The 25,314-nt window shown below is 64.4% G+C and carries 14 protein-coding genes and 6 pseudogenes; 7 read left to right on the plus strand and 13 right to left on the minus strand.

Annotation, left to right across the window (positions count from 1 at the left end):
• Positions 1–84 precede the first annotated feature (84 nt).
• The 7 genes and pseudogenes from OG876_RS00615 to OG876_RS43855 all read right to left on the minus strand — a co-directional run.
• Positions 85–416 (minus strand): annotated as a pseudogene (locus OG876_RS00615) (integrase core domain-containing protein); the annotation flags it as partial.
• Positions 382–1,777, minus strand: a pseudogene (locus OG876_RS00620) (IS30 family transposase). The pseudogenes OG876_RS00615 and OG876_RS00620, both read right to left, overlap by 35 nt.
• Positions 1,692–2,399, minus strand: a complete 708-nt coding sequence (locus OG876_RS00625; RefSeq protein ID WP_328522756.1) for a DDE-type integrase/transposase/recombinase — start codon at positions 2,397–2,399, stop codon at positions 1,692–1,694. Before OG876_RS00625 ends, OG876_RS00620 begins: the two are co-directional and overlap by 86 nt.
• 79 nt (positions 2,400–2,478) lie before the next feature.
• A pseudogene (locus OG876_RS43850) lies at positions 2,479–2,730 on the minus strand (transposase); the annotation flags it as partial.
• Between the two features lie 102 nt (positions 2,731–2,832).
• Positions 2,833–3,291 carry a hypothetical protein gene (locus OG876_RS00630; RefSeq protein WP_328522757.1) on the minus strand — a complete coding sequence of 153 codons (459 nt, stop codon included), beginning with the start codon at positions 3,289–3,291 and terminating at the stop codon, positions 2,833–2,835.
• A 1,810-nt stretch (positions 3,292–5,101) separates the two neighbouring features.
• Complete coding sequence (locus tag OG876_RS00635) at positions 5,102–5,947, minus strand: hypothetical protein (RefSeq protein ID WP_328522758.1); 846 nt, start codon at positions 5,945–5,947, stop codon at positions 5,102–5,104.
• A gap of 407 nt (positions 5,948–6,354) precedes the next feature.
• Positions 6,355–7,128 (minus strand): annotated as a pseudogene (locus OG876_RS43855) (IS1380 family transposase); the annotation flags it as partial.
• A gap of 482 nt (positions 7,129–7,610) precedes the next feature.
• Between OG876_RS43855 and OG876_RS00640 the strand changes: the two are divergent.
• From OG876_RS00640 to OG876_RS00665, 6 genes and pseudogenes are all read left to right on the plus strand, one after another.
• Positions 7,611–8,036, plus strand: coding sequence for a hypothetical protein (locus tag OG876_RS00640; protein WP_328522759.1), 426 nt, complete (start codon positions 7,611–7,613; stop codon positions 8,034–8,036).
• On the plus strand, positions 8,003–8,479 hold the full coding sequence (locus OG876_RS00645) for a S8 family serine peptidase (protein WP_328522760.1): 477 nt from the start codon (positions 8,003–8,005) through the stop codon (positions 8,477–8,479). The genes OG876_RS00640 and OG876_RS00645 overlap by 34 nt, the downstream gene beginning before the upstream one ends.
• 64 nt (positions 8,480–8,543) lie before the next feature.
• On the plus strand, positions 8,544–8,873 hold the full coding sequence (locus tag OG876_RS00650; RefSeq protein ID WP_328522761.1) for a S8 family serine peptidase: 330 nt from the start codon (positions 8,544–8,546) through the stop codon (positions 8,871–8,873).
• A 773-nt stretch (positions 8,874–9,646) separates the two neighbouring features.
• Complete coding sequence (locus tag OG876_RS00655) at positions 9,647–9,805, plus strand: hypothetical protein (RefSeq protein ID WP_328522762.1); 159 nt, start codon at positions 9,647–9,649, stop codon at positions 9,803–9,805.
• Positions 9,806–10,503: 698 nt separating this feature from the next.
• A pseudogene (locus tag OG876_RS00660) lies at positions 10,504–11,474 on the plus strand (IS481 family transposase).
• A 261-nt stretch (positions 11,475–11,735) separates the two neighbouring features.
• Complete coding sequence (locus OG876_RS00665) at positions 11,736–13,835, plus strand: S8 family serine peptidase (protein ID WP_328522763.1); 2,100 nt, start codon at positions 11,736–11,738, stop codon at positions 13,833–13,835.
• A 1,205-nt stretch (positions 13,836–15,040) separates the two neighbouring features.
• Here the strand turns inward: OG876_RS00665 and OG876_RS00670 are convergent.
• From OG876_RS00670 to OG876_RS00675, 3 genes and pseudogenes are all read right to left on the minus strand, one after another.
• The gene (locus OG876_RS00670) at positions 15,041–15,517 is read right to left on the minus strand and encodes a hypothetical protein (RefSeq protein WP_328522764.1); all 477 of its coding nucleotides are present in this window, start codon (positions 15,515–15,517) and stop codon (positions 15,041–15,043) included.
• A gap of 13 nt (positions 15,518–15,530) precedes the next feature.
• A pseudogene (locus tag OG876_RS43860) lies at positions 15,531–16,055 on the minus strand (hypothetical protein); the annotation flags it as partial.
• 608 nt (positions 16,056–16,663) lie between these two features.
• Positions 16,664–18,646, minus strand: a complete 1,983-nt coding sequence (locus tag OG876_RS00675; protein ID WP_328522765.1) for a S8 family serine peptidase — start codon at positions 18,644–18,646, stop codon at positions 16,664–16,666.
• A 464-nt stretch (positions 18,647–19,110) separates the two neighbouring features.
• Between OG876_RS00675 and OG876_RS00680 the strand changes: the two genes are divergently transcribed.
• Complete coding sequence (locus OG876_RS00680) at positions 19,111–19,392, plus strand: hypothetical protein (RefSeq protein ID WP_328522766.1); 282 nt, start codon at positions 19,111–19,113, stop codon at positions 19,390–19,392.
• A gap of 244 nt (positions 19,393–19,636) precedes the next feature.
• On the opposite strand, the gene OG876_RS00685 is transcribed toward OG876_RS00680, so the two are convergent.
• The 3 genes from OG876_RS00685 to OG876_RS00695 all read right to left on the minus strand — a co-directional run bounded on the left by OG876_RS00685 (position 19,637) and on the right by OG876_RS00695 (position 25,159).
• Positions 19,637–21,478 carry a S8 family serine peptidase gene (locus tag OG876_RS00685; RefSeq protein WP_328522767.1) on the minus strand — a complete coding sequence of 614 codons (1,842 nt, stop codon included), beginning with the start codon at positions 21,476–21,478 and terminating at the stop codon, positions 19,637–19,639.
• Between the two features lie 410 nt (positions 21,479–21,888).
• Positions 21,889–24,336 (minus strand): hypothetical protein, encoded by a 2,448-nt coding sequence (locus tag OG876_RS00690; protein WP_328522768.1) that lies wholly within the window; start codon positions 24,334–24,336, stop codon positions 21,889–21,891.
• Positions 24,337–24,952: 616 nt separating this feature from the next.
• Positions 24,953–25,159, minus strand: coding sequence for a hypothetical protein (locus tag OG876_RS00695; RefSeq protein ID WP_328522769.1), 207 nt, complete (start codon positions 25,157–25,159; stop codon positions 24,953–24,955).
• Positions 25,160–25,314: the final 155 nt, after the last annotated feature.

The raw sequence follows: 25,314 nt of genomic DNA on the forward strand, positions 1-25,314 counted from the left end.
TCAGGTCCGGGTACACCACGACGCACCGCACCCACACACACAGCAGGCCACTGGGATTGCTGCACGGACAGGTGACAGTTCGGGTCACGCAGCCTGGCTGGCTGGCGTGGTCCTGATCGTTTCGTACTCGATGGGGGTCAACCGGCCGAGTGCGGATTGGCGTCTGCGGCGGTAGTGGATCCGTTCGATCCAGGTCACTATTGCGATTCTGAGTTCGCCGCGGGTGGGCCAGGTGCGTCGGTTGAGGAGTTGTTCTGCAGCAGCGCGAAGAAGCTTTCCATGGCGGCGTTGTCGCCGGCGGCGCCGACCCGTCCCATGGATCCGGCGAGGTCGCGGCGAGCGAGCGCACGTACGAACTTCCTGGACCGAAATTGACCGGATTCAATCGATCGTCGCACCACTGGCTTGTTGGAGCGAGCGTAGTTGTCCGTCGAGGGCTTCGGCGGGGGTCTTCCAGTTGAGTGTCTTGCGTGGCCTGTTGTTCAGGGCGGCGGCGACGGCCTGGATCTCTTCCTGGCTCCAGCGAGAGAGGTCGGTGCCCTTGGCGAAGTACTGGCGCAGCAGGCCGTTGGCGTTCTCGTTGCTCCCGCGTTGCCAGGGGCTGTGAGGATCGCGAAGAACACCGGGATGCCGGTCTCGACCTTGAACTGCGCATGGGCCGAGAGTTCCTTGCCGCGGTCCCAGGTCAGTGACCGGCGCAGTTGCTCGGGCAGGGTGGTCATGGTCTCGGCGAGCCGGTTTTTCATGGTGATCGCGCAACAGCCCGCGAGCGCTGGCCCGTTCTTGGTGCGCGGGATGGTGCCGTATCCCTCCTCGCGGGGCAGGTGGATCAGCATCGTGAACCTGGTAGTGCGCTCGACCAGGGTGCCGATCGCCGAACGTTGCAATCCGATGATCAGATCGCCTTCCCAGTGGCCAGGTACCGCGCGGTCCTCGGCCTCGGCGGGACGCTGGCTGATCAACACGTCGTTGGTGACATGACCCCACGCCTGCTGCCGGTTCCTGGCCCGCGGGACGCGCAGCGCGCGTCCGGTGCGTAGGCAGGCGACCAGTTCCCGCTTCAACGCCCCGCGGCGCTCCACGTAGAGCGCCTGGTAGATCGCCTCGTGGCTGATCCGCATGGACTCATCATCACCGAAGTCGACCTCGAGCCTGTTCGCGATTTGCTCCGGACTCCACGCCGTCACCCAGCGACGGTCGCCGCGGTGCGGCTTGTTCCGGCCCTTCCACGCCGGTCCTGCCGGACCGGCGATCGTCTGGTCAGGCAGGTGCACGACGCCGGCGAGCCGGTCCTGGAGGTACGCGCGCAGACGGTGGTTGCCACCAGCTTCGCGGTCTTCGAACGACGTGCGCGCCGCTCGGCATGCCACTGGGCAATCGTGGCCTTGTAGTCCAGGTAGTAGGCCCGGGTCGAGGCGTTGCGCCGCAGCTCGCGCGAGATCGTCGACGGCGACCTCCCCAGACGCCGGGCGATCTCGCGGGCACTGACCTTCTGCGCGTGCCAGATCGCGACGTCCTCGCGTTCGGAGAACGACAAGTACCGACCAGACACCTGTGCCGGAAGACGAGGGTTCACGCCGCCAGCGTGGCGGAACCATCGGAACCCGACCGGCCCCGACACGCGTGCCGCGACACACGCATCCTCGGTCTTGACGCCGCTCGCGATCGCGGTCCAGAACCTGACCCTGTCCTCACGCCAATCCACCGTCGGTCTCCCCGGAGACGGGACCTGACCACGGTAGGACCGGACCTCCTGCTGACGCTGCGAATGCCCCATCGCCCCACCTCTCATCGAAGTGTTGCGACGACCAGTTGAATCCGCCCTCCGACCCGCGATCGGTGTGCAGAACACAGCCGGCCACCTCCGTGCACCTCGCGACCGCGTTGGTCAGCGCGGCGACCGCGAGCGCGGACTTCAACCGCGCGTCGATGGAGTAGCCCACGATCCGGTTCGAGAACACGTCCTTGACCGCACACAGATAGAGCTTGCCCTCGGCGGTGCGGTGTTCGGTGATGTCGGCCAGCCACAACTGGCTCGACGCCGTCGCGGTGAAGTCACGCCGGACGAGGTCGTCGTGGACCGGAGGACCCGGCCTCTTGCCGTTCTTGCCGCGCTTCTTCTTGCCGAACGCGCTCCACCAGCGGTGTTCGGAACAGATCCGCCACGCGGTCCGATCCGCCATCGGTTCACCGGCATCGCGCGCCTCGTCGGCCAGGAACCGGTACCCGAACTCCGGATCATCGGCGTGGGCATCGAACAACGCGTTCGCGCGGTAGGCCTGCTCGAGCTCGGCGGCAGTGACCGGCCGGGCCAGCCACCGGTAGTAGGGCTGGCGAGCGACGTTCAAAACCCGGCACGTCACCGCCACCGGGATCCCGCCGGCGGCAAGCTCGCTCACGAGCGAGTAGAGCCTTTCCCGGAACGTTCGCCTGCGACAGGTACGCCGCCGCACGGCGCAGCACCTCGTTCTCCTGCTCCAGCAGCCTGATCCGCAGACGCGCCTCCCGCAGCTCAGCCGACCCACCACGCGACACACCCGGCTTGGCACCCTCGTCGACCCCGGCCTGGCACAACCACTTGAACAACGTCATCGGATGAACCCCGAAATCCTTCGCGACCTGCTCGACCGTCACACCAGGACCCCGATCGCGAGCAACACGCACCACGTCATCACGAAACTCACGCGGATAAGGCTTGGGCACAGCAACATCCTTCCAGGCCCACCTCACCGCAAGCCAACTCAGATGTCACCTATCCGTGCAGCAGACCCGCCTCGGGGGTAGATAATGGCGAAGACGGCTGTTCGGTCCGTGGCGTGGATTCATCAAGCGCTACCGGTGCTCCCGGTGGTCACGAACTGCCTTAACGCTGGGCCTGCCGTCCCGAGGAGAAGCCGGGCGTGGGCCGGTGCCGCTGGCCTTGGTCGTGCCGTGAGCGGGGTTCTTGACCACCTTGCTGGCCTTGTCGGCACTTTCTTGTAACTGCAGCTGACCTCGGAGGCCAGTGGGGTTGGTCGCTTCGGCGCCGCCGCGGCTATCGTGGTCGGGATCGACGTCGGTTTTGTTGTCCGGACCCGCGGTCGACGGCAGGTTGGTCGGTGTCGAGGCCGACAGCGTGCTGCCAGCCGCGGGCGTGTCGTTGCCGATGTTGCCCAGCGCTACGAAGACGCCGACGATCACCGCGACGATGCTCGAGACCGTGATGGTCAGCATCCTGCGCCGGCGGTGGCGCTCGGCCTGACGCTGCGCCCTGCGTCGCGCCAACTGCTGCTGATGTGTCTTCTTGGACATCGAGTTCTCCTGGTCGCATGACAGTTCCCCTAGCATGGTGTGTCCCTGATCAACGGCCAGCGGCTCATCTCGGTAGCACCGACTGCCCCCGCAGCCACCGCACTTGGTGGCCGACCTGCAGTTGCGCAGCCAGCCGGTAACCGGCCTTCGGGCCGTTGGTCACCCGGGCGGACATCAGCTACCGACCGATGCCGACGTTCACAGGTACCCCAACCAGCTCAAACGTCTCACCATCGAAGGCGAAACAGCCCAGGTCCGAGTCGTGGTGAAGGCACCGGTTCGGCGCCGTCAATATGAGCTCCGCCGGTACGGTTGGTAGCATCACCTGCAGGGTCCACGGCAATCACCGCTGCCGCCCGCCCCGCTCCCCCGCCCGGGGCGAAGCGTCGGCGAGGACGACCCGTTACCCATTCGATGCCGCCACCTAGGAAACCACATCGCTCTCGTCGCGCTTCCTTGACCTAACCCCGGCTGTTCTGCACCCAGCGGCCCCGACGGCGCGGTCCGGCTGGACACGCCGCACCGGCTCAGGGACAGCTCAACCGCGGCCGAGCGCCGCGTGCCCGTGGACCCAGAACGGCGCGCAGTCGCGACCGCGACATCCGCGGCGATGAGGATGACGACCCCGTGCGGGCTAGCGCGCTGGGCTACTCGCGACCGCGATGACGCCTCACCCGATCCATCGAACCCCCTAGAACCTAGCGCGGACCACGCCGGGCCGCACCGCCAATAGGTGAGCGTTACGTAGTTGCCGTCGGCGCCTATCAAGAACCGAGCCTGGCGGCTGAACTTGGAGTCGCGCCGCGGTCGCTGCGGATCAACATCATGTTTCCATCGTTCACGCGGCAACATCGTTGCGGTTAGGGCTGCAGTCAGGAACGGGTGCGACCCACGATGAAGGTGTTCCGCGGTCAGGCCCTGTCGATGGGCACACACTCTCGACGTGCGAGCGAGGAGAGTTCCCCTGCAAAGGATCACCGAAAGGGCCTGACCGCCTCTTGGGAAGTGCGTATATTCAACACCACCAAAACGCGGGCTGTCACCTTGGTGAGGCAACTGAAAATCCGTCACTATTCCAGATCCGAAATCCTGTCCAGGACCGAACCGTAACGATCCTTGGCAACCGGCTGCCTATGCATTTTGCGGCGAGGGTGCTTGATTCCACGGCGGTTGTTGCAGTCAACGATCAAGAGTGCAACGCGACCTGGACCTGGTGGGGGCGCTTGAACGGCCCGCAGGGACGGGAAGGGGTGATGCGCCGACGCGACCAACCAACGGAGGAGTCGAGCGGGCGGCCCCGACCAGTATCTGCGCGTGAGAGCGGTCGCGGCGCGGTGACACAGGTGCAGCCCATAAAGGGGATCGCGTGGGGGTGATCCCCTGCAGCACAGGCGCTTCGAAGCGCCTGTGCTGCAGGCTGGCTGGCGGGCGCGGATGTGACGATGATTCCGCACCTGCCAGCCATTCTTCTGAGATCCTGCCGGTGCTGAATTACGGCCGTACAACGTCGCATAGTTAGAGAATTCCGGAATTGAAGCCCTGGGTTGGCGCAAGCGCCGACTGATGTGACATGTATCTCGCGATTCACGGCCGGGGGGCGCGTCGACCGACCACCGTCTCTTTCCGGCACCAAAACCGACCTGCTCAGCCGTTCCCCCAGATGACGGCTGAGCGGGCCATCAGCACACCGCGCCTCTATACGCAATTGGGCGAACTGTCGATGGTCACAAGGATGTTCCCGCGGGGGCTGTGCAAGCGTGGGTGGATGCCTCGGCATCTGTGTCAGGCGAGATGCCGGGCTGGGGCATCGTCACTTGGCGTCGCGGCTTGGATCCGGCGACGTGAGCACAGGCGGTATCGCCGCGCCGGCCAGGAAATGGGCCAGGATGGGGCCTGCCGCCTGCAGCGGGCGCCGCGCATGTTCCCAGCAGCGTCGCAATGCGTGCAGGTCGGCGTCCTGGGTGGCGATGGTCAGGCGGTCCACGAGGCTGAACATCTCGCCGCGGCGTTCATCGGGCATGTCGTCGACCGCGACCACGCGGCGCAACCCGTCCAGGAAGCGCGTCATCGCGCGGCTCTCGTCTGCGCTGATGGCTGAACCCGCGGCGCGCTCAGGTCGCGCCGAGGCGGTTATCTCAGTCGTATCGTCCCTCTGGCCGGGATCCTTCTCGTCGCTCTGGCTTGCGTCGGTTGCGGGGTCGAACGCCGTCAGGCTGCGACTGGTTCGCCAGTAGCGGTCGGCAACTGACCGGCCGTCCTCGGTGATCTTGACCTTCGCCAACTGCGAGCCCGACGTGTCGATCAACTCCACCATGCCACGGTCAGCTAAGAACATGGCGGCCGCGGACAGTTCATCGTGCCCGGTCGGACGCAGGCCCTCCAGCACCGAGCGAGGATCGCGCTGAAACTCCGCCAGGAAACGGAAGCCCGCAGACCCCGACGTCAGCCAGTCCAGCAACGCGCCAACCAGGGTCCACGCCGTCCCGACGGGATCCGCGAGCCGCCGGACACGCAGCCGATAGGCCGACGTGGCCTTGTCGGACAACCTGACCGTCCCCGCAGCTCCACCAGCTCCGTCGGGCTCGAGCACCACCAGACCGCGCAACTGCAGGTCCCGCCATGCCGTCACCAGATCAGCGGCGCTCAGCCCGCTCACGTCTCCGGCCCGTTCAGCGGTACAGTCCAGTACCCCGAGCTCGCCTACAAGATTCAGCAGCGTCAGCCGGGCCAGATCCCCCGGCGTCGTGGCCCACCTCGCTCCGTTCACCCTCGTCCCCCATTCACGTGCGTCGCCCTCCCGCTTCGGGAGTGCTGGAAATGGTCGTCCGCGGGGCGACGCCGACGCTCAGCAGTCAGCATTCGAGCACACTGATCCAGCCTCAACCACAACGGCTCGCCGAGGCACCATGGCGTTCGACTGGTTACAACGTTGCTATCGGCAACAGCATCTGATAAGCGAAATCCAGTCAGCATCTCCGGCCCCGGCCTGCGGCCACCATGTCGAGCGTCGGTGCCATCGATCGCCTCACCCCCGAGAGGCAGGCGTCGGCGAGTTCGTAACGGGGCTTGCTCGATGGCATTCGGGGTGGCCAGGATCGTTTGCTGGACGTTCTGGTCGAGCGCGAGGCCCAGCGAGAACCCGATCCCGCGGCAGCGACCACGTGGGTCGCTCCGGCGGGGCCGGCACTGGCCATCACCCTTGGGCCTGTCGACCTCGTCGGGCAGGGGATGGGCCGGTAGTGCGGCGATCCGCCAGGTCCAGCACCTCCACATGATCGGCGGCGGTGTTGCTTCCCGCGTTCCCGGACTTGAGCAGCCCGGTCAGCGCCTCGCCACCGGACACATCTGGTCGGTCCAGGTAACACCGCAGCGGGTGAAAGCCAGATCCCTTCCTCCCCATCGGTGCAGCTTTCCTTGGGGAGTGCGCGGTCAGCAGGGGACGCATCGAAGTGCAACCCAACTGTTCGGACAGGTCCGGGCCCGCGCCGGCCGCCGAGGCGCTTCCGGGCATCCGCGCGTGCGGCCCGCAACAGGTCCAGCCGGGCAGCACCAACCATGTCGACCACTGGCCACCCTGGCCGGGTCGGAGCCGACCAGCCGAAACAACCGCGGCCAGTCCCGCAGCCTCCGTAGCGCGTCGCGGCCGTCGGCGATCGTGACCGCCAAGCCCACCAACCCTGGCCCGGCGCATGCAGCAGCGGCAGCCGGTAGGTGCCGGGCAGTACCACGGCCCGGCCCCTGACCAGCCCGGACTCAACGGCCAGTCCCCCAACAACACCGTCCCAGCGTCCGACACGATCCCCCTTTACCAACCGCCGACACCTCGAACCCAGACAGGGTCCCTCGCCACTCCTCACTAGAAACGGCCGTCCCGCCCGCGACTCAAGGACTCTTCAACAACCCCAATTTCCCCTCACAGACAAGACACCAGCGCCTTCCCACATCACGTGCCGCACCAACGCCCACGAAACGCCGACGCTAGACCCGACCCCAACATGGATCCTCGCCAGGGTTCTGATCGTGAGCAACCCGTACTCATTACCCCGGCCCCGCGGCCGCGTTGTCCGTGAAAGACGCCTGCGGTGGCCACCAAGGGGCGCTCAGCGCGGAGACCGCAACCACACGGGATTGTCGCTCTTTCCAGCATGAGCACAACTTGCTCATGCCACAGCGGGCCCCTGATGCCAGGATTTTCGCTCTCAGTGTGGGCTGTCGGCCTCCGCGCCTGCGGCCAGTGATGATCCGAGAGATTCTGTTCGAGCGATGGGGTGGGCTTGTTGAGAGCGTTGAGGATAAGGCGGTTCGGCAAGTTATGTGGGTTGGCACTGGCAGGACTGTCTGCGCTCGTCGCAGCCAGCTGGGCCGTCGGCGCGAACGCGGTGCCCGTACCAGAACGAACTGCGGCGCCACGGATTCTCGGTGTCGAGTCCGGCAACGCGGTACACGACCAGTACATCATCGGTCTGAAGACCGACGCCTGGATCGACCCGCGTGGCGTCAACGCCAGCGCTCAGGAACTGGCCCGCCGATACTCCGGCACCATCCCGCAGGTCTGGCCGGCCGGCGTACACGGCTTCTCGGCCAACATGACCGCAGCCACGCCGAGCAACTCGCTGCCGACCCTCACATCGCCTGGATCCAGCAAGCTCAGCATTATCACTCCGACAGCACCCAGAGCAAACCACCATCAGTCGGCATCAACGTGTGGGGCGTGGACCGGCTCGTTCAGCGGCAACAGCCGTTGAACGGCCTCTACCACTACAAGAACGCCGGCGCCGGCGTTCACATCTATGTCATCGACCCCGGCATTAACAAATACCACGCCGACATCGGCGGCCGCGCCGAATACGGCCCCAACTTCGTCACCTCCGAAACCCCAACACACTCGAACTCCGATGACTGCAACGGCCACGGCACCGCAGTCGCCGGCATCGCCGCCGGCGCCAAGTACGGCGTCGCCAAAGCCGCCACTATCCTTGCCGTCCGCATCTTCGACTGCGACAGACTGGCCAACAGCGACGACCCGATCGTCAACGCCGTCACCTCGGTTCGCGACCACGCCATCAAACCGGCCGTCATCAACATGAGCATTGGTTCCGACTGCGTTGACCCCAACACACCGGGCAACAAAACGCCTGCGCGGCAGGATCCAACCAGGCCATCGTTATGGCAGAGCAAAGCGCGATAGCAGCGGGATTACCGGTCGTCACATCAGCTGGCAACGCGCTGCCCGGCCAGCGTGCGATTGATGCATGCGTGACCCGGTAGGTTCCGCCGGCGGAACCATCAACGTCGGCGGGATCAACGGGGACGACAGTTATGCCGTCACCCCGAACTTCGGGGGATGTGTCGACATTTGGGCACCGGGGACGAACCTTCGATCCGATTGGATCGGATCGACAACAGCAGCCGACACGCGCAGTGGCACGTCCTACGCTGCGCCGTACGTGACGGGTGCGGTCGCGTTGCTGCTGGGCACCGCCCAATTCACCGCCACCCGGCCCGGCCAGCTCGCCGCCGCCGTCTCCGCACAAATCGACGCCGACGCAACCCAAGGCAAGATCACCCCCCCTGCCCGATGAACTGTCCCCCAACAAGATCCTCTACATCCCACCCACCAACGAAGGCACCTCCGTCGCAGTCACCCAACCCACTGGCAACCTCCAGGCCGTCGGCACCAACGGCTCCGGCGACCTGTTCAGCACCACCCAAACCGACCCCAACAGCCCCTCCTGGAACGCCTGGCAACGATCCGCCAACACCGGTTGGCTGTCCCGCGCCATCGACACCAACGCCGACGGCCGAGCCCAAATCATGGCCCTCACCACCGCAGGCTCAATCTTCCAGCGCCAGCAGATCAAGCAGGGACAACCAGGCCTCACCCGCTGGACCCAAGGCGGCGGGTTCCTCAATCCATCGCCATCGCCCGCAACCAAAACGTCGCCATGCAAGCACTCGGCATCGACCCCCAAGGCACCGCCGTCACCTTCGCCCGAACCACACCCGGCAGCCCGACTGGAAATCCTGGACAACCCTGCCTGCCTTGCCCACTTTCACCGACATCTCCGCCGAAACCGACAATGCTGGCATCGTCCGCGGCTACGCGACCGACACCCACGGACACATCTGGGAACCAGCCAGACCGCCCCCAACGCCACCACCTTCGCCCCCATCACCCAACTCACCGACCCCACCAACCTCCTCGTCAGCGAAACCGCCGTCGCCCGTGACAGCACCGGAACACTCGTCCTCGTCGCCTCCGACGCCTCCGACGCCGTCTACCAACAAACCCGCACCACCACGGGCACCTGGACCAACTGGACCACCATCGGCACCGCCGAGATCATGCACCTCGGTGCCGACACCAACAAGAACGACACCATCGCCCAAGAACGGCACCATCGCCGTCCTCTCCGTCGACGCCACCGGAGCCATCTCCGAACTCGACCAGGAAAGCCTCGGATCGAACCACTACGTGGGGTTCGTTTCCCTCGACGGGCTGTTGCGCTCCTGACAGGACAGCTCGACTTGTCCTGGCCTCCAAGAAGAGGCACTCCTCTCGGAGCAGATTGAACTGCGGCTCGGGCACTCGCCCGGGCCGCAGTTCTACGGTCGGTCCGAGGCGCACAGCCACAGCCATGACCCGCGCGGCGAGCCCCATCTACATCGGGCAGCCGGGGCGTCGGGATGCCCGACTCCCCGCCACGTGATCCGTTCCTCTCGCACACAGCGCCGCCGGCACGCTTCTCAAGTTTCAAGACGCGTGCTGCTCAGACGACGCGCCCCTGGGCCGTAACGGCTGAGGCCGACCTCGTAGGACCCTCGATGCGCCTGGGTGGCCTGAGGCGAGCCGACACCTCGAGCGATCGCCAGTCGGCTCAATTCGAGGTGGCCATCACGATCTCGCTTCCGTCGGCTCAGGTAGGGCTCGCATGCCCTGACATGGTCTGCTGCCGTGACGAGCGCTCGGGGGCTCGATCCACGGGACGAACAGCATGCCCGCAGCATGGCCAGCCGTTCACCAGAGCAAGCAACGCCTGTTTCTGAACGCGCACCGCAACCGGCGTTCAAATGCGTCTTGACCACTCTCCTGCTTCTGACTGCTTGCTGTAGTGACCATGAGGGTTGTTGACGGCGTGGCTACTTGAGATGTGGAGGGACCTCCGGCTGGGTGTGAGTTGCTGACGCCCACACCGCACAACCGGAGGTCTCGTGTTCCACCGTAATGCCCGGCTGACTTTGTATGGCCGCAGGTTGCTGATCGAGCGTGTTGTGGTCCAGGGCCGTCCGGTGGCTCATGTGGTAAAGGAGCTGGGGTGTTCGCGGGCCACCGGTTACAAGTGGCTGACCCGGTGGCGAACCGAGGGTGATGCAGGTCTGCGAGACCGGCCCAGCACGGCGTACCGGTTGCCCCACAAGACACCGCACGAGGTGGAGCAGCGAATCTGCCGGCTACGCGTCGAACGCAAACTCGGACCCCGCCGGCTGGCGCCCTTGCTCGGCGTCCCAGCCTCGACCGTGCACGCGGTCTTGACCAGGCACGGCCTGCACCGGCTCGCCTGGCTGGACCGGCCCACCGGCGAACGCATTCGCCGCTACGAACGCGACACTCCCGGCGAACTCCTGCATGTGGATGTGAAGAAGCTTGGCCGACTCCGCGACGGCGGCGGCTGGCGGGTCCTGGGCCACGACAGTCCCGAACACCGCCGGGCCCGCAACGCCCCACGGGTCGGGTTCGACTACGTGCACTGCGCCGTCGACGACCACACCCGCATCGCCTACGCCGAAATCCACCCAGACGAGAAGACCACCACCCGCGCCGGCTTCCTGCACCGCGCCGCAGAATACTTCGCCGACCTCGGCATCACCCGGATCGAACGCGTGATGACCGACAACGCCCTGGTCTACCGCCGCGGCCGCGCCTGGCAGCAAGCCCTGGCCGACCTCGGCGCCCAGGCCCGCTTCACCCGCCGCTACCGACCCCAAACCAATGGCAAAGCAGAACGCTTCAACCGCACCCTGCTCGACGAATAGGCCTACGCCCAGCCCTACATCAGCAACCAGCACCGCGCCGAGGCCCTACCCACCTGGCTCCACACCTACAACCACCACCGCAACCACACCTCACTCGGCGGCCAACACCCATCACCCGCGTCAACAACCCTGCTGGTCATTACAGCTAGCCGCTAGAACTCAAGGGGCTTGAGGGAAATCCAATTCGGCGACGGCGTGACCTGAGCAGGCGATACTCCTGCGTTCCGCTCAACCGGAGGCGACCATGAACTAGTCGCCCCGTGATCGAAGCCTGCTTTCGGATCCGGGCAACGGCTTCACAGCCGATCGGAACTGGAGCTGGCATGATACGTCTCTCGACCGTGAACCGACGCGTGACGATGTACGCGATGACTGCTCTCGCGTGCTGCGCATCCTTGTGCGCTGCGGCCGTGACGGCCGCAGCGAGCGCGTCTCCAGGCGGCATGATCAGCGGCGAGAACTCGGGCGGTCTTCCCGGTCACTACCTCGTACGCCTCCGAGATACCACCCCAGTTCAGCGAACGGACATCATCAATCAGGTCAAGATTCAGGCACATGCTCACGGCGGCACAGTGAATTGGTCTGCGGCAGACCGATCTGGGGAATTCTCGGTTCAGTTGCCGCCGGCCGGGGCCCGGGAACTTGCGGCAGATCCCAGAGTTGCCTGGGTACAGGAGCAGCGGGAGTACCGTGTCGAAGACGACCAGACTGGCCTGTACAACTGGGGCCTGGACAGTATCGGAAAGCGTTCGTTGCCACTGAACGGCAAGTATGGATACATGGGTACCGCGGGGTCCGGCGTCCATGTCTATGTGGTCGACACCGGAATCCGCATCAGCAACCCTCAGTTCCAGGGTAGGGCGAGTTACGGGATCAACACCGTCCCCGGAACGGACCCCAAAAACGCGGACGACTGCCAAGGTCACGGTACGCACGTCGCCGGCATTGTGGGAAGCAGAGACTACGGTGTTGCCAAGAAAGCGAGTTTGGTGGCTGTGAGGGTCTTCGATTGCTCCGGCTTGGCCGAAGACCCGCAGATCATCGCCGGCCTGCAGTGGATTGAAGCTCACGCAATCAAGCCGGCAGTCGTCAATATGAGCCTAGGCTCTGTCTGCGTGGGCTCCCTGGGACCCACCGAATGCCCCGTCGGCACGTCTGCGGGCATCGTCACGGAGGAGCAGAAGCTCATCAACACCGGAGTTCCGATCGTGACGTCTGCAGGAAACGATGGCGCGAATGCCTGCTACAACCCGGTCGGTGCAGCCGGATCGTCGATCAACGTCGGTGCTGTCAATCCCAGCCAGGGCTATCACAGCCCTTCGAATTTCGGGAAGTGCGTCGATATCTGGGCGCCTGGCGAGTCCATCAGTTCGGTTGGCGGGGTTGGGAAGGATGCGTCAGGAACGATCGATCCAGATCCAGTTTCCCGAAGCGGTACCTCAGCAGCAGCCCCACATGTTGCCGGAGCGGTGGCGATCCTGATGGGCACTCCTCAGTTCGCACAAGCTTCTCCGGCACAGATCAAAGCGAGACTCGACGCCACCTCCACACTCGGCAAGATCATCAACCTCCCGGACACCTTGTCGCCGAACAAACTCCTCTATTCCCCACCGTCGCAAGAGGGTGCACCGGTCGCGTTGGCCAAGATCACATCCGGGCCGCTCGCCGGCAGCCTTGAGGGCTTCGGCACCGACGCCGACGGTAGGTTTCTCTTCGCAACTCGGAAATTGCCCGACGTTCCTGGTTGGTCAGGCTGGACGGCATCGACCTCGCTTGGCTGGCTCAGTGCGGGCGCTGACAACAATGTCGATGGGAGTACTGAGCTCATTGGCATAACCACGTCCAACCAGGTCTGGCAACGGCAGGTACGTGGCGGCACGATGTTCTCCCCTTGGACCCAACTGCCAGGCATTTCACTGCAATCCGTGGCGGTTACACACAATCAGAACGGCTTGGTCGAACTTGTGGGCATCACTCCGCAAGGTCAGCTCGTGGTGACCTCGCAGACATCGCCCAACGCGTTGACGTTCTTCGCCTGGGCCCCGTTTCCCGGGCCGCTGCCCCAGTTCGACTCGGTCAGCGCGGAGATGGATGGTGCCAATCTCATCGAGATCTTTGCGGTCGACACTCATAGCCGGGTCTGGCAGGCGAAGCAGACCGTTCCCAACAACAACATCTTTCAGTCCTTCACGCCCATGCCTGGCAGCGACAACATGCTGATAAGTGAGTTGGCGGTTGCGCGCCAGGGCGATGGACACCTAAATCTGGTAGGGAGTAACGCGTCTGGTCTGGTCTCCCACAGAACCCAGATGGACACCGGCGACTTCGCCCCGTGGTCGCCGCTTGCACGCATGACGTTGTCACACCTGGCGGCTGAGACCGACTCGGACGGTCGCGTCGTCATCGCCGGTGTCGACACGACCGGTGCGCTCTGGTCCTCAAGGCAGTCGTCGAGCGACCCGAACGTCTTCGCCGCCTGGTCCGCCCTCGCGGGCGCCCTGCGCTCCTAGTTGTGCCAACTGAGGCGCGCCGGCCGGACATCGATCCCTCCCCCACTGGGCCAGCCAGACCCCCGAGCCAGAACCACCACCCGCATGGTTCGGGAAACCACAGACAGGCGGCGCCAACGCCACCGACCGACACCAGGTATTGGCCCACGCGGCAGAACAACCGATCACGGCACCGCCACCCTCGACAACCTCACCCGTCTCAAAGCGGTTGAGTACCGACGCGACTCAGTGTCCCGCTGAGAGGAGGCGGGTCCGGTCGAGCGGATCGGTTCGGCTCGCACGGTCGAGGGATGTCGCTGCGAAGGATTCTCACGCGTGACCTGTCGGTGGACGGCCCGGCACGGCCCACAGCGTCACCGACCGATCCATCGCCGGCTTACCGACTTGGCTCAAGCACGACGGTCCCGAACGACCGGCATGATCAACTGCGAAGTGGTCACGCCAGCGGGCAGGTGTCATCACGTTGCGGGCCTGCTGAACTAGGAGCGAAGGCTCCGCCCCGTTATGCGGTTGTGTCTCCTTAGGTCTCGGCACCCGCGATCGACTGAGCCGCCCTGTGCAACGTTGCCGTTCATGTCGACGGCGGCGATGAGGACACTACCGTTGTCGTTGGTCTCGACAGGGATGTGCTGGATGTTCCCTTTCGGCATGACCTCGTGCCAGACGCCCGTCACGAGGCCACTCCGGGCGTCGTCTGCAACCGGTGAAGAACGCCGTGGGACGAGGCCACGATCACGTCGAGTCTTCCACCGCCGTCACGCGCCAAGGTGAGCTCGCTGCCGAGCATCTCCCTCGAGACCGGGCCGCCGGGTGGCGAAACAGCAAACGGGACGAGTGAGAACCAAGTAGCGCCGTTGACAACAGCCTGCTGGCTCCTCCAGATGCGGCCATGGGTGTTGACCGACGATGCCATTGCTGTCGGTCTCGGCTGCGGCCGATCTGAATGAAGGCACGGAGCATTGTCGAGACCGATAAACTGCTGCCAGGACGTGACCGTCGTAGCGTTGACTCCGGTCTGACCGCATTGCTAAATCTAGCCCTCCTTGTTCACCCCGATCAGTTTGTGACAGGCTGCCCTGCTTGCTTGCGGCGACGATCGACACCAGGCGGCCGTCGATTTGCGATGGGCTGGTGAATGCAAAGTCGCCTAGCGCGCGGTTTGCCGACGCCGCCAGATCTCGTTCGTATCGCCGTCAGTCCAAGGATCAGTATCCGTCCGTCCGTCCGTCCGCCGCAACATTGTCGGCGCCGACGACTGCCACGGCGCTGCTCCCTGACTGAGTCCAACCGGTCCACACCAGGCTACTCGCCGCCGTCTGAACGACGGTGAACATATGTCCGTCGACGTTGGTCCCGAAAGCTCGCAGCGTGCCGGAACCGGTCCTCCGCGCCAGTGCAATCGACGAGCCTTCGACGGCGGGCGGAATGTCGAGCGTCTCGTTCGGCATGCCGGCCGGACGCCGTTGATCAGCCCCGAGGCCGGCGTTCGCATCAAGTCGTGCGGCGGCGACCTCGAGTTGGCTCAGCGCCACGCCCGTGAGCCGGTCGCCGCTCAAGAGCGTTGGGACCGCACCCGCGACATATGCCGCAGCGAATGCGGTGGCGGTGGCGGTGGCGGATCTTCCTGCACCACGATCGACGGAGTCGGACGTCAGACTTCCTCCGAGCACCCGGATGTTCACGCATTTGCCCATAACTGGAGGAAGGCAAACGCGTGTCATCCGCCCCGATCGCCCCGATGACGATCATGCCGACCGCCCAGGTCGAACTCCCGCGGGGATCGATGCCCTCGTCTCCGACACCGCTGACGACGGGAACTCCCGCAGCGATCGCACGTTGCTCGGCGCGGTGATGTCCTGAAGTCATCGGCTGGACAAGGAGCCAGTTGCTGCGACCTGTCGATGCATTGCCGGTTGGGCTGAAACTCCTGACAGCCGGCTTGATTGCATTCTGGATTGCCCATTGAAACCCGCGGGCAATGTCATCCGCTTCGTCGTGACTGTTGCAGTCGAACGCACGCACCGAGACCAGCATGGATTTCTTGGCGACGCCGTACATGTCTCCGCTGATCAACCACGCAACCGGTGTGCAGTGGTCGCCGACGGACAGTCGCCGGCGTCGGCCCGGTGTGGCGTCTGTGTCGAAACCTCGTTGGGGCCGAGCAAGACACGACTCGAAGTCGGCTTTGCCGGCATTTACCCCTGAATCGGTGACGTACACACATGGGTGCCGTTGCCGCGGGCTCCCTGTAGTCGTAGGATCCGGTCAGCGAGAGCGTCCGTTGATCGACGAGCCGATTGAGGCCCAGTAAGTGACTCCACCGGCCAACAGCGGAATGGCCTACTCCACACCAAGCTACAGATTGCTGCTCACCGACGTAGTTGACGATTTGACCGCCGTCTGCGCACCGCTCGCTCGCCACCTCAAAGACCTGACCCCAGCGCTAGCCTCGGCGTTTGGTGGAGGTTGGTGCGGCACGTGATGTGGGAAGGCGCTGGTGTCTTGTCTGTAAGGGAAATTGGGGTTGTTGAAGGGTCCTTGAGTCGCGGGCGGGAGGGCCGTTTCTACTGAGGAGTGGCGAGGGACCTGCCCGGTTCGAGGTCGACGGTTGGTAATGGGGGATGGTTCGCATGCAGGGTGTTGTTGCGGGGACTGGCCGTTGAGTCCGGGCGGCTGGTCAGGGCTGGGCCGTGGCACTGCTCGACAGCTACCGGCTGCCGCCCCTCGCGGACGTTGGCTTGTGGATCGCGATCCACAAGCCAACGTCCGCAAGGCCCTCCGACTCACAACTACCCGGTGTCTTCCAGCCCTGACATCGGGCAAGTCGACTAGGACCGAAGGCGTCTCCCAGTGATCGGGAAGGGGGGCAGATAGGAGGCATCGCCCGGATGTGATTGGACGGTCTCGTTGACATCGCCATTGATGTCGACCCCGAACACCACGATCGTGCCATTCGCATCGGTCTCGGCGGCGACATGTTGATAGTTGTTGACGAAGTTGAGCATTCCTGTCCAGTCACCGGTCCAGGAGTCCACGCCGGGGGTGACCTGCAAGTTGTGCATGACGCCGTGCGGGGACGTTGCAATCACGTCGAGTCGGCCGGTGCCGTCACGGGCTACAGCCACCTCTCCCGCGAGCATCTCACTCGAGATCTGGTCGTGAGGCGGCGGGGCCGCGAAGGGCACGAGCGAGAACCAGGCGGCACTGTTGACGGTCGCCTGCCGACTCCTCCAAATACGCCCGTGGGTATCGATGGCGAAGACATTGACGATACCGTTATTGTCGGCTTCCGCCGCGACCGAGACAAAGGGCGGCAGTGTCGTGTTATCCAACCCGGTGAACTGCTGCCAAGCGGAGTAAGCCGATGTGACGCTCGGGTCGATGCTTGCGGTAGGATTGGTCTGGGCGGCGTGCCAGATCTGGCCATCCTTGTTCACACCGACCAGCTGCAGTTGGCTGTCTCGCTCGCGAGCCGCGGCGATCGAGCGCAGACTGCCATCGAGCTGCGACGCTCCAGTGAACCCGGTGCCGGCGAGGGACAGTTGACGGCGCTGCCACACCGAATTCGTGTCCGACGTCAGACCGAAGAACGTGAGCCGGCCGTCACCGAGATTGTCGGCACCGAACGACAGCCAGCACGCGCAGGCGGACGGGCGCCCCCAGCCATCCCATCCCATGCCACCCAGCACCGTTTGCGTATTAAGGACCATTAGACCGGCTGCGTCGGTGCCGATCGCCTGCAACCTGCCGCTGCCGTTCTTGGCCAGCGCAATCGACGAACCCTCCGTGGTCGGCGGGATGTAGAGCATCTTGTTCGAATTTGACGGCAGGCCGGCGATCCGCCCGAGAGTCGAGTTGGCATCGAGCTTGGCAGCAACTTGCGCGACGAGCTGAGGCGGTAGCACGCCGACGAAGTTCTCGTCGCCCAGCATCATCGCCACAGCTCCCGTCACGTACGCGGCCGCGAACGCCGAGCCAGAGAAGGAACCTCGGCCTTGAGCGTCGACGGTGTCCGACGCGAGATCCTGGCCAGGCGCCCACATGTTCACGCACGGCCCGAAGTTCGAGGTAGGCAACCGTTCGTCGTTCGCTGTTGCTGCACCGACCACAATGGCACCGGGCGCCCAGTTCGGGCTCCTGCAGGGATCGATCCCCTGATCTCCGGCGCCGGTCACCACTGGGATCCCCGCCGAGATCGCTGCCTGCTCTGCGGCGATGATCTCCGCCACATCGTCAGCAGGACATGGTGCCGGCTCGCCCGACCCGTCGAGACACCGTCTGTTGAGGCTGAAGCTGATGACGGCGGGCTTGACGGCGTTCGCGATCACCCATTGCAGGGCGCGCACGACATCGTCGCCGTCAGCTCGGTTGGAGCAGTCGAAGGCGCGCACCGAGACCAGAACGGCTTCCTTGGCGGGGCCGAACTTGTCTCCACCGATGAGGCCGGCAACAGGGGTTCCGTGATTGGCGGTCGCGCAATCACTGGAATCGGCCTTGGACGGGGTCTCGGTCGTTACCTCGTTTGGACCGAGCAGCACGCGACTCGTGAAGTCGGGGTCGTTGGAATTTATCCCGGAGTCGACGACGTACACATGCACGCCTTTCGCCGATGGGTCCCTGTAGTCATATGTGTTGTTCAGCGGAAGCGTCCGCTGATCTAGCCGGTCGAGGCCCCACTGGGTTGCCCCTCCGCTCAGCGGTGGAGTCGACTGCTCGGCGCCAAGCGTCGCGACGCCCGCCGCTTGAGCGGACGCAAGGTCGCTGGTCGACCCCACAGCCGCGAGCACCTGACCGCCCAGCGATAGCCCCACCAGTGCAAGTACGGACCATCTCTTGCTTCGCGCAAGCAAACCAACCACGCTCCTATGCAACTCTACAGCGACCTGGGCTCGTCCCAGACTGAACGGCCCCGCTCAGCCAACAGCCAAATCCGCACCGAAGCCATGAGCAAGTCCTGCTCAGAAACGCCGTTCCGCCGACCGTGGCTCCTACTTGGGCAGTTGCCGACATCAACTTGGCCGACCGACGGTGAAGGGTCTTACACGTTGGCACCAACTGCGGGCTAAGCGAACGTACACAGGCAGCTGCTCATCTCCTCATATCCACTGCCCCTGAATCAGAAGCCGGTGCTGAGTCGCAGGGGACCGTTGCCGATCTCGCGCCGGAGGAAGAGGAACGACGAATCCACACACGCTGGTCGGCAGCGGATACGCCGGGTGGTCCAGACTCGGCTCGGCGCCAGGGGCCCTGGCTCGACCGTCCTCGCGCGAAGCGAGTGCACGCGAACCTGACGAGTACGCGCCCAAGTACGTACGCCTGGGGCGGCATCAAGGCGATGCTGCACTCGTTGCTCGACCAGATCGACACCGCAGCTGTGCACACGCAGTACGACAAACTCCTCGACCAGATCCAGACCAGGCTCTCCGAGGTGCACGCTCACCTCGGGGACGCCCGCGCCGCCGTCGTCGGCATCTGCCCTGGCCGACGCTCGATCATCCGCCTCGTCGGAGTCGTCCTAGCCGAACAACACGACCAACGAATCGATGGACGCCGGTAGCTCGGCCCGATGCACTCCACCGTAGTCGACTCAGCCACATCACCAACCCCGAGTACAACAGACAGACACCAGCGCGATCAGCGCCTCACCACACAACAACTAAGTACCAGACGTCGTCCACCGCATAGAACCTGACCGCGGGAGCTCGGCGACGTTCGAACGATTCCATGCAGGAAGTCGACATGTCAGGTCCGGTATCGATAGCCGACCCGAGCCCCGTCGGCAGCCGATACCTGGCTGGTTGCTAGGGGCGTAGGACGCCGTCAAGGGACCGTAGCGTGTAGGCCGAAGAACCCGGCGCGTTCTGGCTGTTCTGGAATACGTGGCCGTCAGAATCGACCGTCAGCGCCAGCACAGTCCCGTTGTCGTTGTCCTCAGCCGCAATGTGCATCAAGTTCGGAACCCCGGCGACCAGTGACCACTCCCCCCAGGACAGTGCGCCAGGGACGGTAGCCCGGCTCTGCCACATGCCGTCCGGGCCGATGGCTAACAGGTCCAATCCACCGGCGCTGTCACGGGCCAATGCCACCTCGGAAGCAATGTGCTCACGGCCGAACGATGCGAACGAAGTGACCGGGAGCCACTCGCTGGAGTTCGGCTCGAGTTGCGTAGTCTCCCAGAGTTGGCCGTGACTGTCGACCAGGACTGCCAAAATCACACCGCTACTGTCCGCCTCGGCAGCCACAGAGATGAACCTGGGCGGATTCAGCCCGCCTGCGAACGGAATCCAGGACCCGAATGACGGCGTGTTCTCCGAGGTCTGAATCGCGTGCCATGCCTTTCCATCGGTGTCGACCCCGACTAACTCTATCTGAGTGGCAAACGATCCATTGACCGCAGCGATCGACTTCATACGCCCGCCAAGCTGAGACCACGCCGTCATAACGGGCCGCTCTGTTTGTATCTGCTGGCGCTGCCACACCTGGTTCGCGACATCCACTCCGACTAACTGGACGCGATTGTCGAAGTTGCGGCCGGCCCCCACCGACAACCAGCCTGAATTGGCCGATGCCGACCACTTCGTCCAAGTCGTCGCATTTCTAGCCGTCTGGACGGTAGAGTACATCTGTCCCGCCGCGTTCGTCCCGAACGCCTGGACCACGCCCGCACTGGTCTTGACGGCTGCAACCGACGAGCCCTCAAGCGTTGGCGGGCTGTAGAGCAGCTTGTTTGGAGAACTGCCGTCCAGAAGGTTCGTGATCTGCCCCAGCGTGGCGTTCGCATCCAGCCGCTCCGAGACTTTTGCCGCCAGTTGTGCCGTCGGCACGGCATCGAAATCTCCCGTACCTAACAGTGCTGCGACCGCGCCTGTGACATAGGCTGCCGCGGCACTCGTTCCGAACGTCTGTCTGACCCCGTTGTGCGGAACGAGCGCGTCCGTGTCGAGATTCTCGCCAGGTGCCCAGATGTCAACACAGCTGCCGAAGTCGGAATTTGCCCAGTATGAATCATCGTGGTTCACGGCACCGACCTCGATGGCACCGGCCGGGGCCGGAACTGGGACATCGCATGAGTTCACATGGGTATTGCCGGCATCCAGAACCACCGGAATACCTGCGTCGAGAGCCCGTTGCTCCGCAGCCACGATCGGTGACACAAATCCTTCCGGACAATCGTTGGGATTTCCGGACTCGTCCGCGCAATTGCGGCCAATGTCGAGATACATCACCGCGGGTCTAGTACCGTGGTCGATGACCCATTGAACACCGTTCGGAACATCGCTGTTTCCGGCCCTGTCCTGACAGTCGAAGATGCGCACGGATACCAATGTAGCGGCTTTGGCTAGACCGAACCGAGCGCCGCCGATCAGACCCGCATGGCTCGTTCCCGAACCCGAGCAGTCGAGAGAATCCGGCCTTGTCGGTGACTCCGTGGTGACTTCGTTGGGGCCGAGCTCGACTCGGCCAGCGAAATCAGAGTTGTCCTTGTCGATACCGGAGTCGAGGACGTAGACGTGAACACCTTTCCCGGCAGATTGGTAGTTAAAGCCGTTGTTCAGCGGAAGGCTCCGCTGATCGAGCCGATCCAGACCCCAATACGAACCGGCCGTCAACGATGGACCGGTCTGTAGCAGTGCAGGAGACACGCCACCACCGAGTGGTGCGCGCACGGATTGCGCGGACCCAGCCACCGCCGGCGCTGCCGCCGCTAATAGTGGCCCACACAATGCCAGCCCAACAAGCATCGCACGACGCCAGATATCACCGCGCCCCACCATTCTCACCAACTCCCTTCCGCAACCCCCAATATCTTCAGGATTGAGCGGGGGTACCCGTCTGTGGCTACCTAGTTCCAGCTGATACATTGGCAGGCATTCTTGCGTGGGTATCTAATACTGATGAAAGACGCTTTCATTTTCAAGACTCCAAGGAATAGACAACCGGGCGTCACCGGTCGACAGGTGCTTGCGCGCCCTGCTGCACCGTCCCCTCGTCCGGCGGTTTGCCGGACGAGGGGGCCCTCGGCTGTTGCTCTTGTTGATCCGCTTCCGCTTGCCTAGAAGGGTGCCTCGAGGGGTTCGACGCAGGCCACGTCAGCACAGTGCACGGTCTTGAGGACCTTGTTGGTGTCGTCGCGGTAGCTGATGAACGGCAGTCCGTCGGAGCCGGTGGCGAGCGACGGGCGGAAACCTACGCCGCCGAACTCGTCGAGGTTCGTCGCCACCGCGCTGCTGCAGGTCGCATCCGCGCAGTGCGCCGCCTTCAGGTTCTGTCTCGACGGGTCGTAGTAGGCCACGATCCCGTTCCCGTCGACACCGATGGCGATCGAGCTCTGGGCCCGGTTCTGGATGCCGGTATCAACTACGGTCGGGGTGACACTGGTGCACGAGGCGTTGTCGCAGTGCGCGACAACCAATTGGTACGCAACACCGGCAGTTGGCTGGCGGCTGTAGACCAGCAGGCCGGCACCATCCAGCCCGGTGGTAATCGAACTCCACTCGCCACTGGCGTCGACCACCGCCCCCGTCCCGCCGGCGCAGTCGGCGTCGACACACGCCTTCACCTTGAGATGCGCACTCCCATCGGTGTAGCTGACCATCCCCAGACCGTTCGCGGCAGTCGTGATCGACGGCGCCACCACGGTACTTCCGTTCGTGTCGATCGTCGCGACGTGAACACTGGAGCACCCCAGGTTGACACAATGCGCAACCTTCACCGCACCGATGTTCGCGCTGGCCTGGTTCGTCACATCGCTGTAGACAATCAGGCCCAGGCCGTCCCCACCAATGGTCAACGCCGTCGGGGCCACCACGAACGAGGCCGAATCAACCGTCGCCTTGGTGACCGATGCACAGGCGACATCGTCACAATGCGCAACCCGCAGATCCATGGTCTGCACACCGCTCGGACCCGCGCTGCTGACATAACCGATCAGCGGAAGGCCATCACTACCGATCCTGATCGACGTATTGGTGCCAACCTTCCCCGTCGGCTCGGCATCAATCGTGTGCGTCGTCACCGTGCTGCACTCAACATCGTCACAGTGCGACACCATCAGGGCCGGACCGGTCGAACTGAAGTAACTCATCACCTGCTTGCCATCAGCACCGGTCACGGTCGAACTGTCAAGCCCCACATCCCCAACAGAATCAGTGAAATTCGTAATACCATGCCCAGACGGCAGCGGAACAGGAACATCCGTACACACCTGCCCGGACGGCGCACTGTTGTTCCCATCCGCCGCGTTGACCGCTGTGATCCGATAACACTGCCGCGACCCAGCCGCGACCGTGTCGGTGAAACTGTACGTCGTACCCGTCCCACTCCCCGTCGTACTGGCCACCTGGCTCGCGGCCCGCGCAGACTCGTTCAGCAACCCGCGCCCAACCACGAACCCAGTCTCGTTCGTCGACTGGTCAGTCCACGACACCGTCACATTCGTGCCGCTTGTCTGCACCGACGCCGAGCCAGGCACACCCATCGCCGGAACCGCCGGAACCGCCGGGCTGGTACCAGCAGTCATCAACAACCCCGTCGTGTGGGCGGTGCCGCTGATGGGCTGCCCAGTGCGGTCAACACTAATCTCGCGCAGTTCACCGTTGCTGCCCTGGAAAGCGATCGCGGCGCCGCCACCAGGTAACGCGGTGATCGCTGGACTGGTAGCCGGCGCCATCGCCTGTGACAGATTGTGGGCGACCTTGTCGCGACCGACGACATACAAGGAATGGTCGCTGCCTTGAACAGCAGTCATCGTCCCACCACCGGCCATCACGGCGATGGACGGCGAGGTCCCAGCCGCCACGGACTGCACCATGCCTATCGCACCGATATTCCCGCCCCTGTCGCGATACCTGAAGTTGATACTTCCGTCGGGCAGAGCTGCGATCGCAGCCTGCTTAGCGTTAACGTCCACGTCCGACTCAGCGAGAGTTGTCAGGTTCCCGGCGCCGTCTCTCATCATTAAGTGGGGGGAAAATCCCGGCCCCGCCGGATTGGGGGTGAGGAACACAATGTCCGTGGCGCCACCCGGCGTGGCAGTAATCGCAGGACTTGACGAGGTGTACATGGTGACGGATGTTGCGATCAGAGCCCCACTCGAAGTAACCCTGTCCAGATGATGCGTGGCACTGTCCTGGTAAGCGATCATGAAGTCACCACCAGGCAACGGGGCCACCGCAGGACTGGTACCGCTCGCTACCAGAAACCCGTTGATGTTGATGTTGATATGGTGGATCACCCCGTCTGACCCTACCCACGCGAGTTGCCTGCTCGAGTTGGCGAACGCCGTGACCGTCCCGCCCGTTGACAGCACCGCGACCGCAGGGCTCGTGCCAGGCGCCATAGCAAACGTCGTCGGCTGCCCGATCCCGTCTACCCCGGCGCTTGCCAATTGATGAGCGTCGTTCTGAAAAGCCGCCGCAAATCCGGGCACTGCCGATGTCGCAGCCGCACTAGCGTGCCCGGCAGACAATCCGCCCGCGCTGAGGGCCACCACCGCAGCCACAGGCAGCGCCCTCACCCCCCGACGCGCGCGTGTACTGCGTCTTTCCCTGTCCAACATGTCGACCTCCAGATCGGGAACTCTCGGACTACGGCGTGCCCAGGGCATCCCGAGGCCTCAGTCACCGCCCAATCGAGGCGCGGAGACGGTTCCCTGGGATCGCCCCCGCCACTGGGCAGCAACATCAAGCCGGGCAGGTCACCCGCTGCGCGATCGTCTACCACCATCGCCGGTCAGGTCGTGAGTATCTGTTGCCTATTTCGTGGCCCTCGGCCACGAATGTGTCTGCCAACTCGGCCGCGTACACCCTGGCGAGCGGGTGGATTCGGTAACGATCGACCGCGCATCGCTCAACGAGACTCGCACGCTCAAGCTCTGTGAGTGCGCCCCGGAGGCGTTGCCCATTGGTCCAGCCTTCGGCGGCCGAGTCCGACGCCCCAATCTCGATGTTCGCCCGTCGCCACGACGGCCAAAGCGAGGGGCAGTCCATCACAAACACAGAGGATCTCCCCGACGTCCTCCTCGGACTGTAATTGGGTCCGGCCGAGCCGATACGCCCGCAGGCCGATACTCGCCGATGGTGTCAGCGGACGGAGACGCAGCAGCTCCGCGGAATTCGTCACCGCGAGGGCGGCGAGGTCGGTCGCACTAGCCCACCCGCCCGGAGGTGGTGCTCAGCGGCGAGGCGAACCCGGAGCCGCACGGCGAGCGCTGACTGCGGGTCTACCTCACTGAGCACCCGAGACATGCGCTCGTCCATCACCGCCGCGATCCGGCGCTTCTTGTCGGCGTCGCCAACAGCCAGCAAGCCACAGACCTCCGGCATGGCCCGATGGTTGTGCTGAGCGGAACTGAACGGTCACCCCTGCCAGTAGGCTCAGAGGTTTGCGTTCAGGGGCGCCCCGGGCGCTCCCTAAGGCTCCGGGTGCTGCTGACATGACTCTTCATGTTGAGCCCTTCCCCGCTGTCCTTCATGTCTGC

This window comes from Kribbella sp. NBC_00359, assembly GCF_036097425.1.
GTDB lineage: Bacteria > Actinomycetota > Actinomycetes > Propionibacteriales > Kribbellaceae > Kribbella.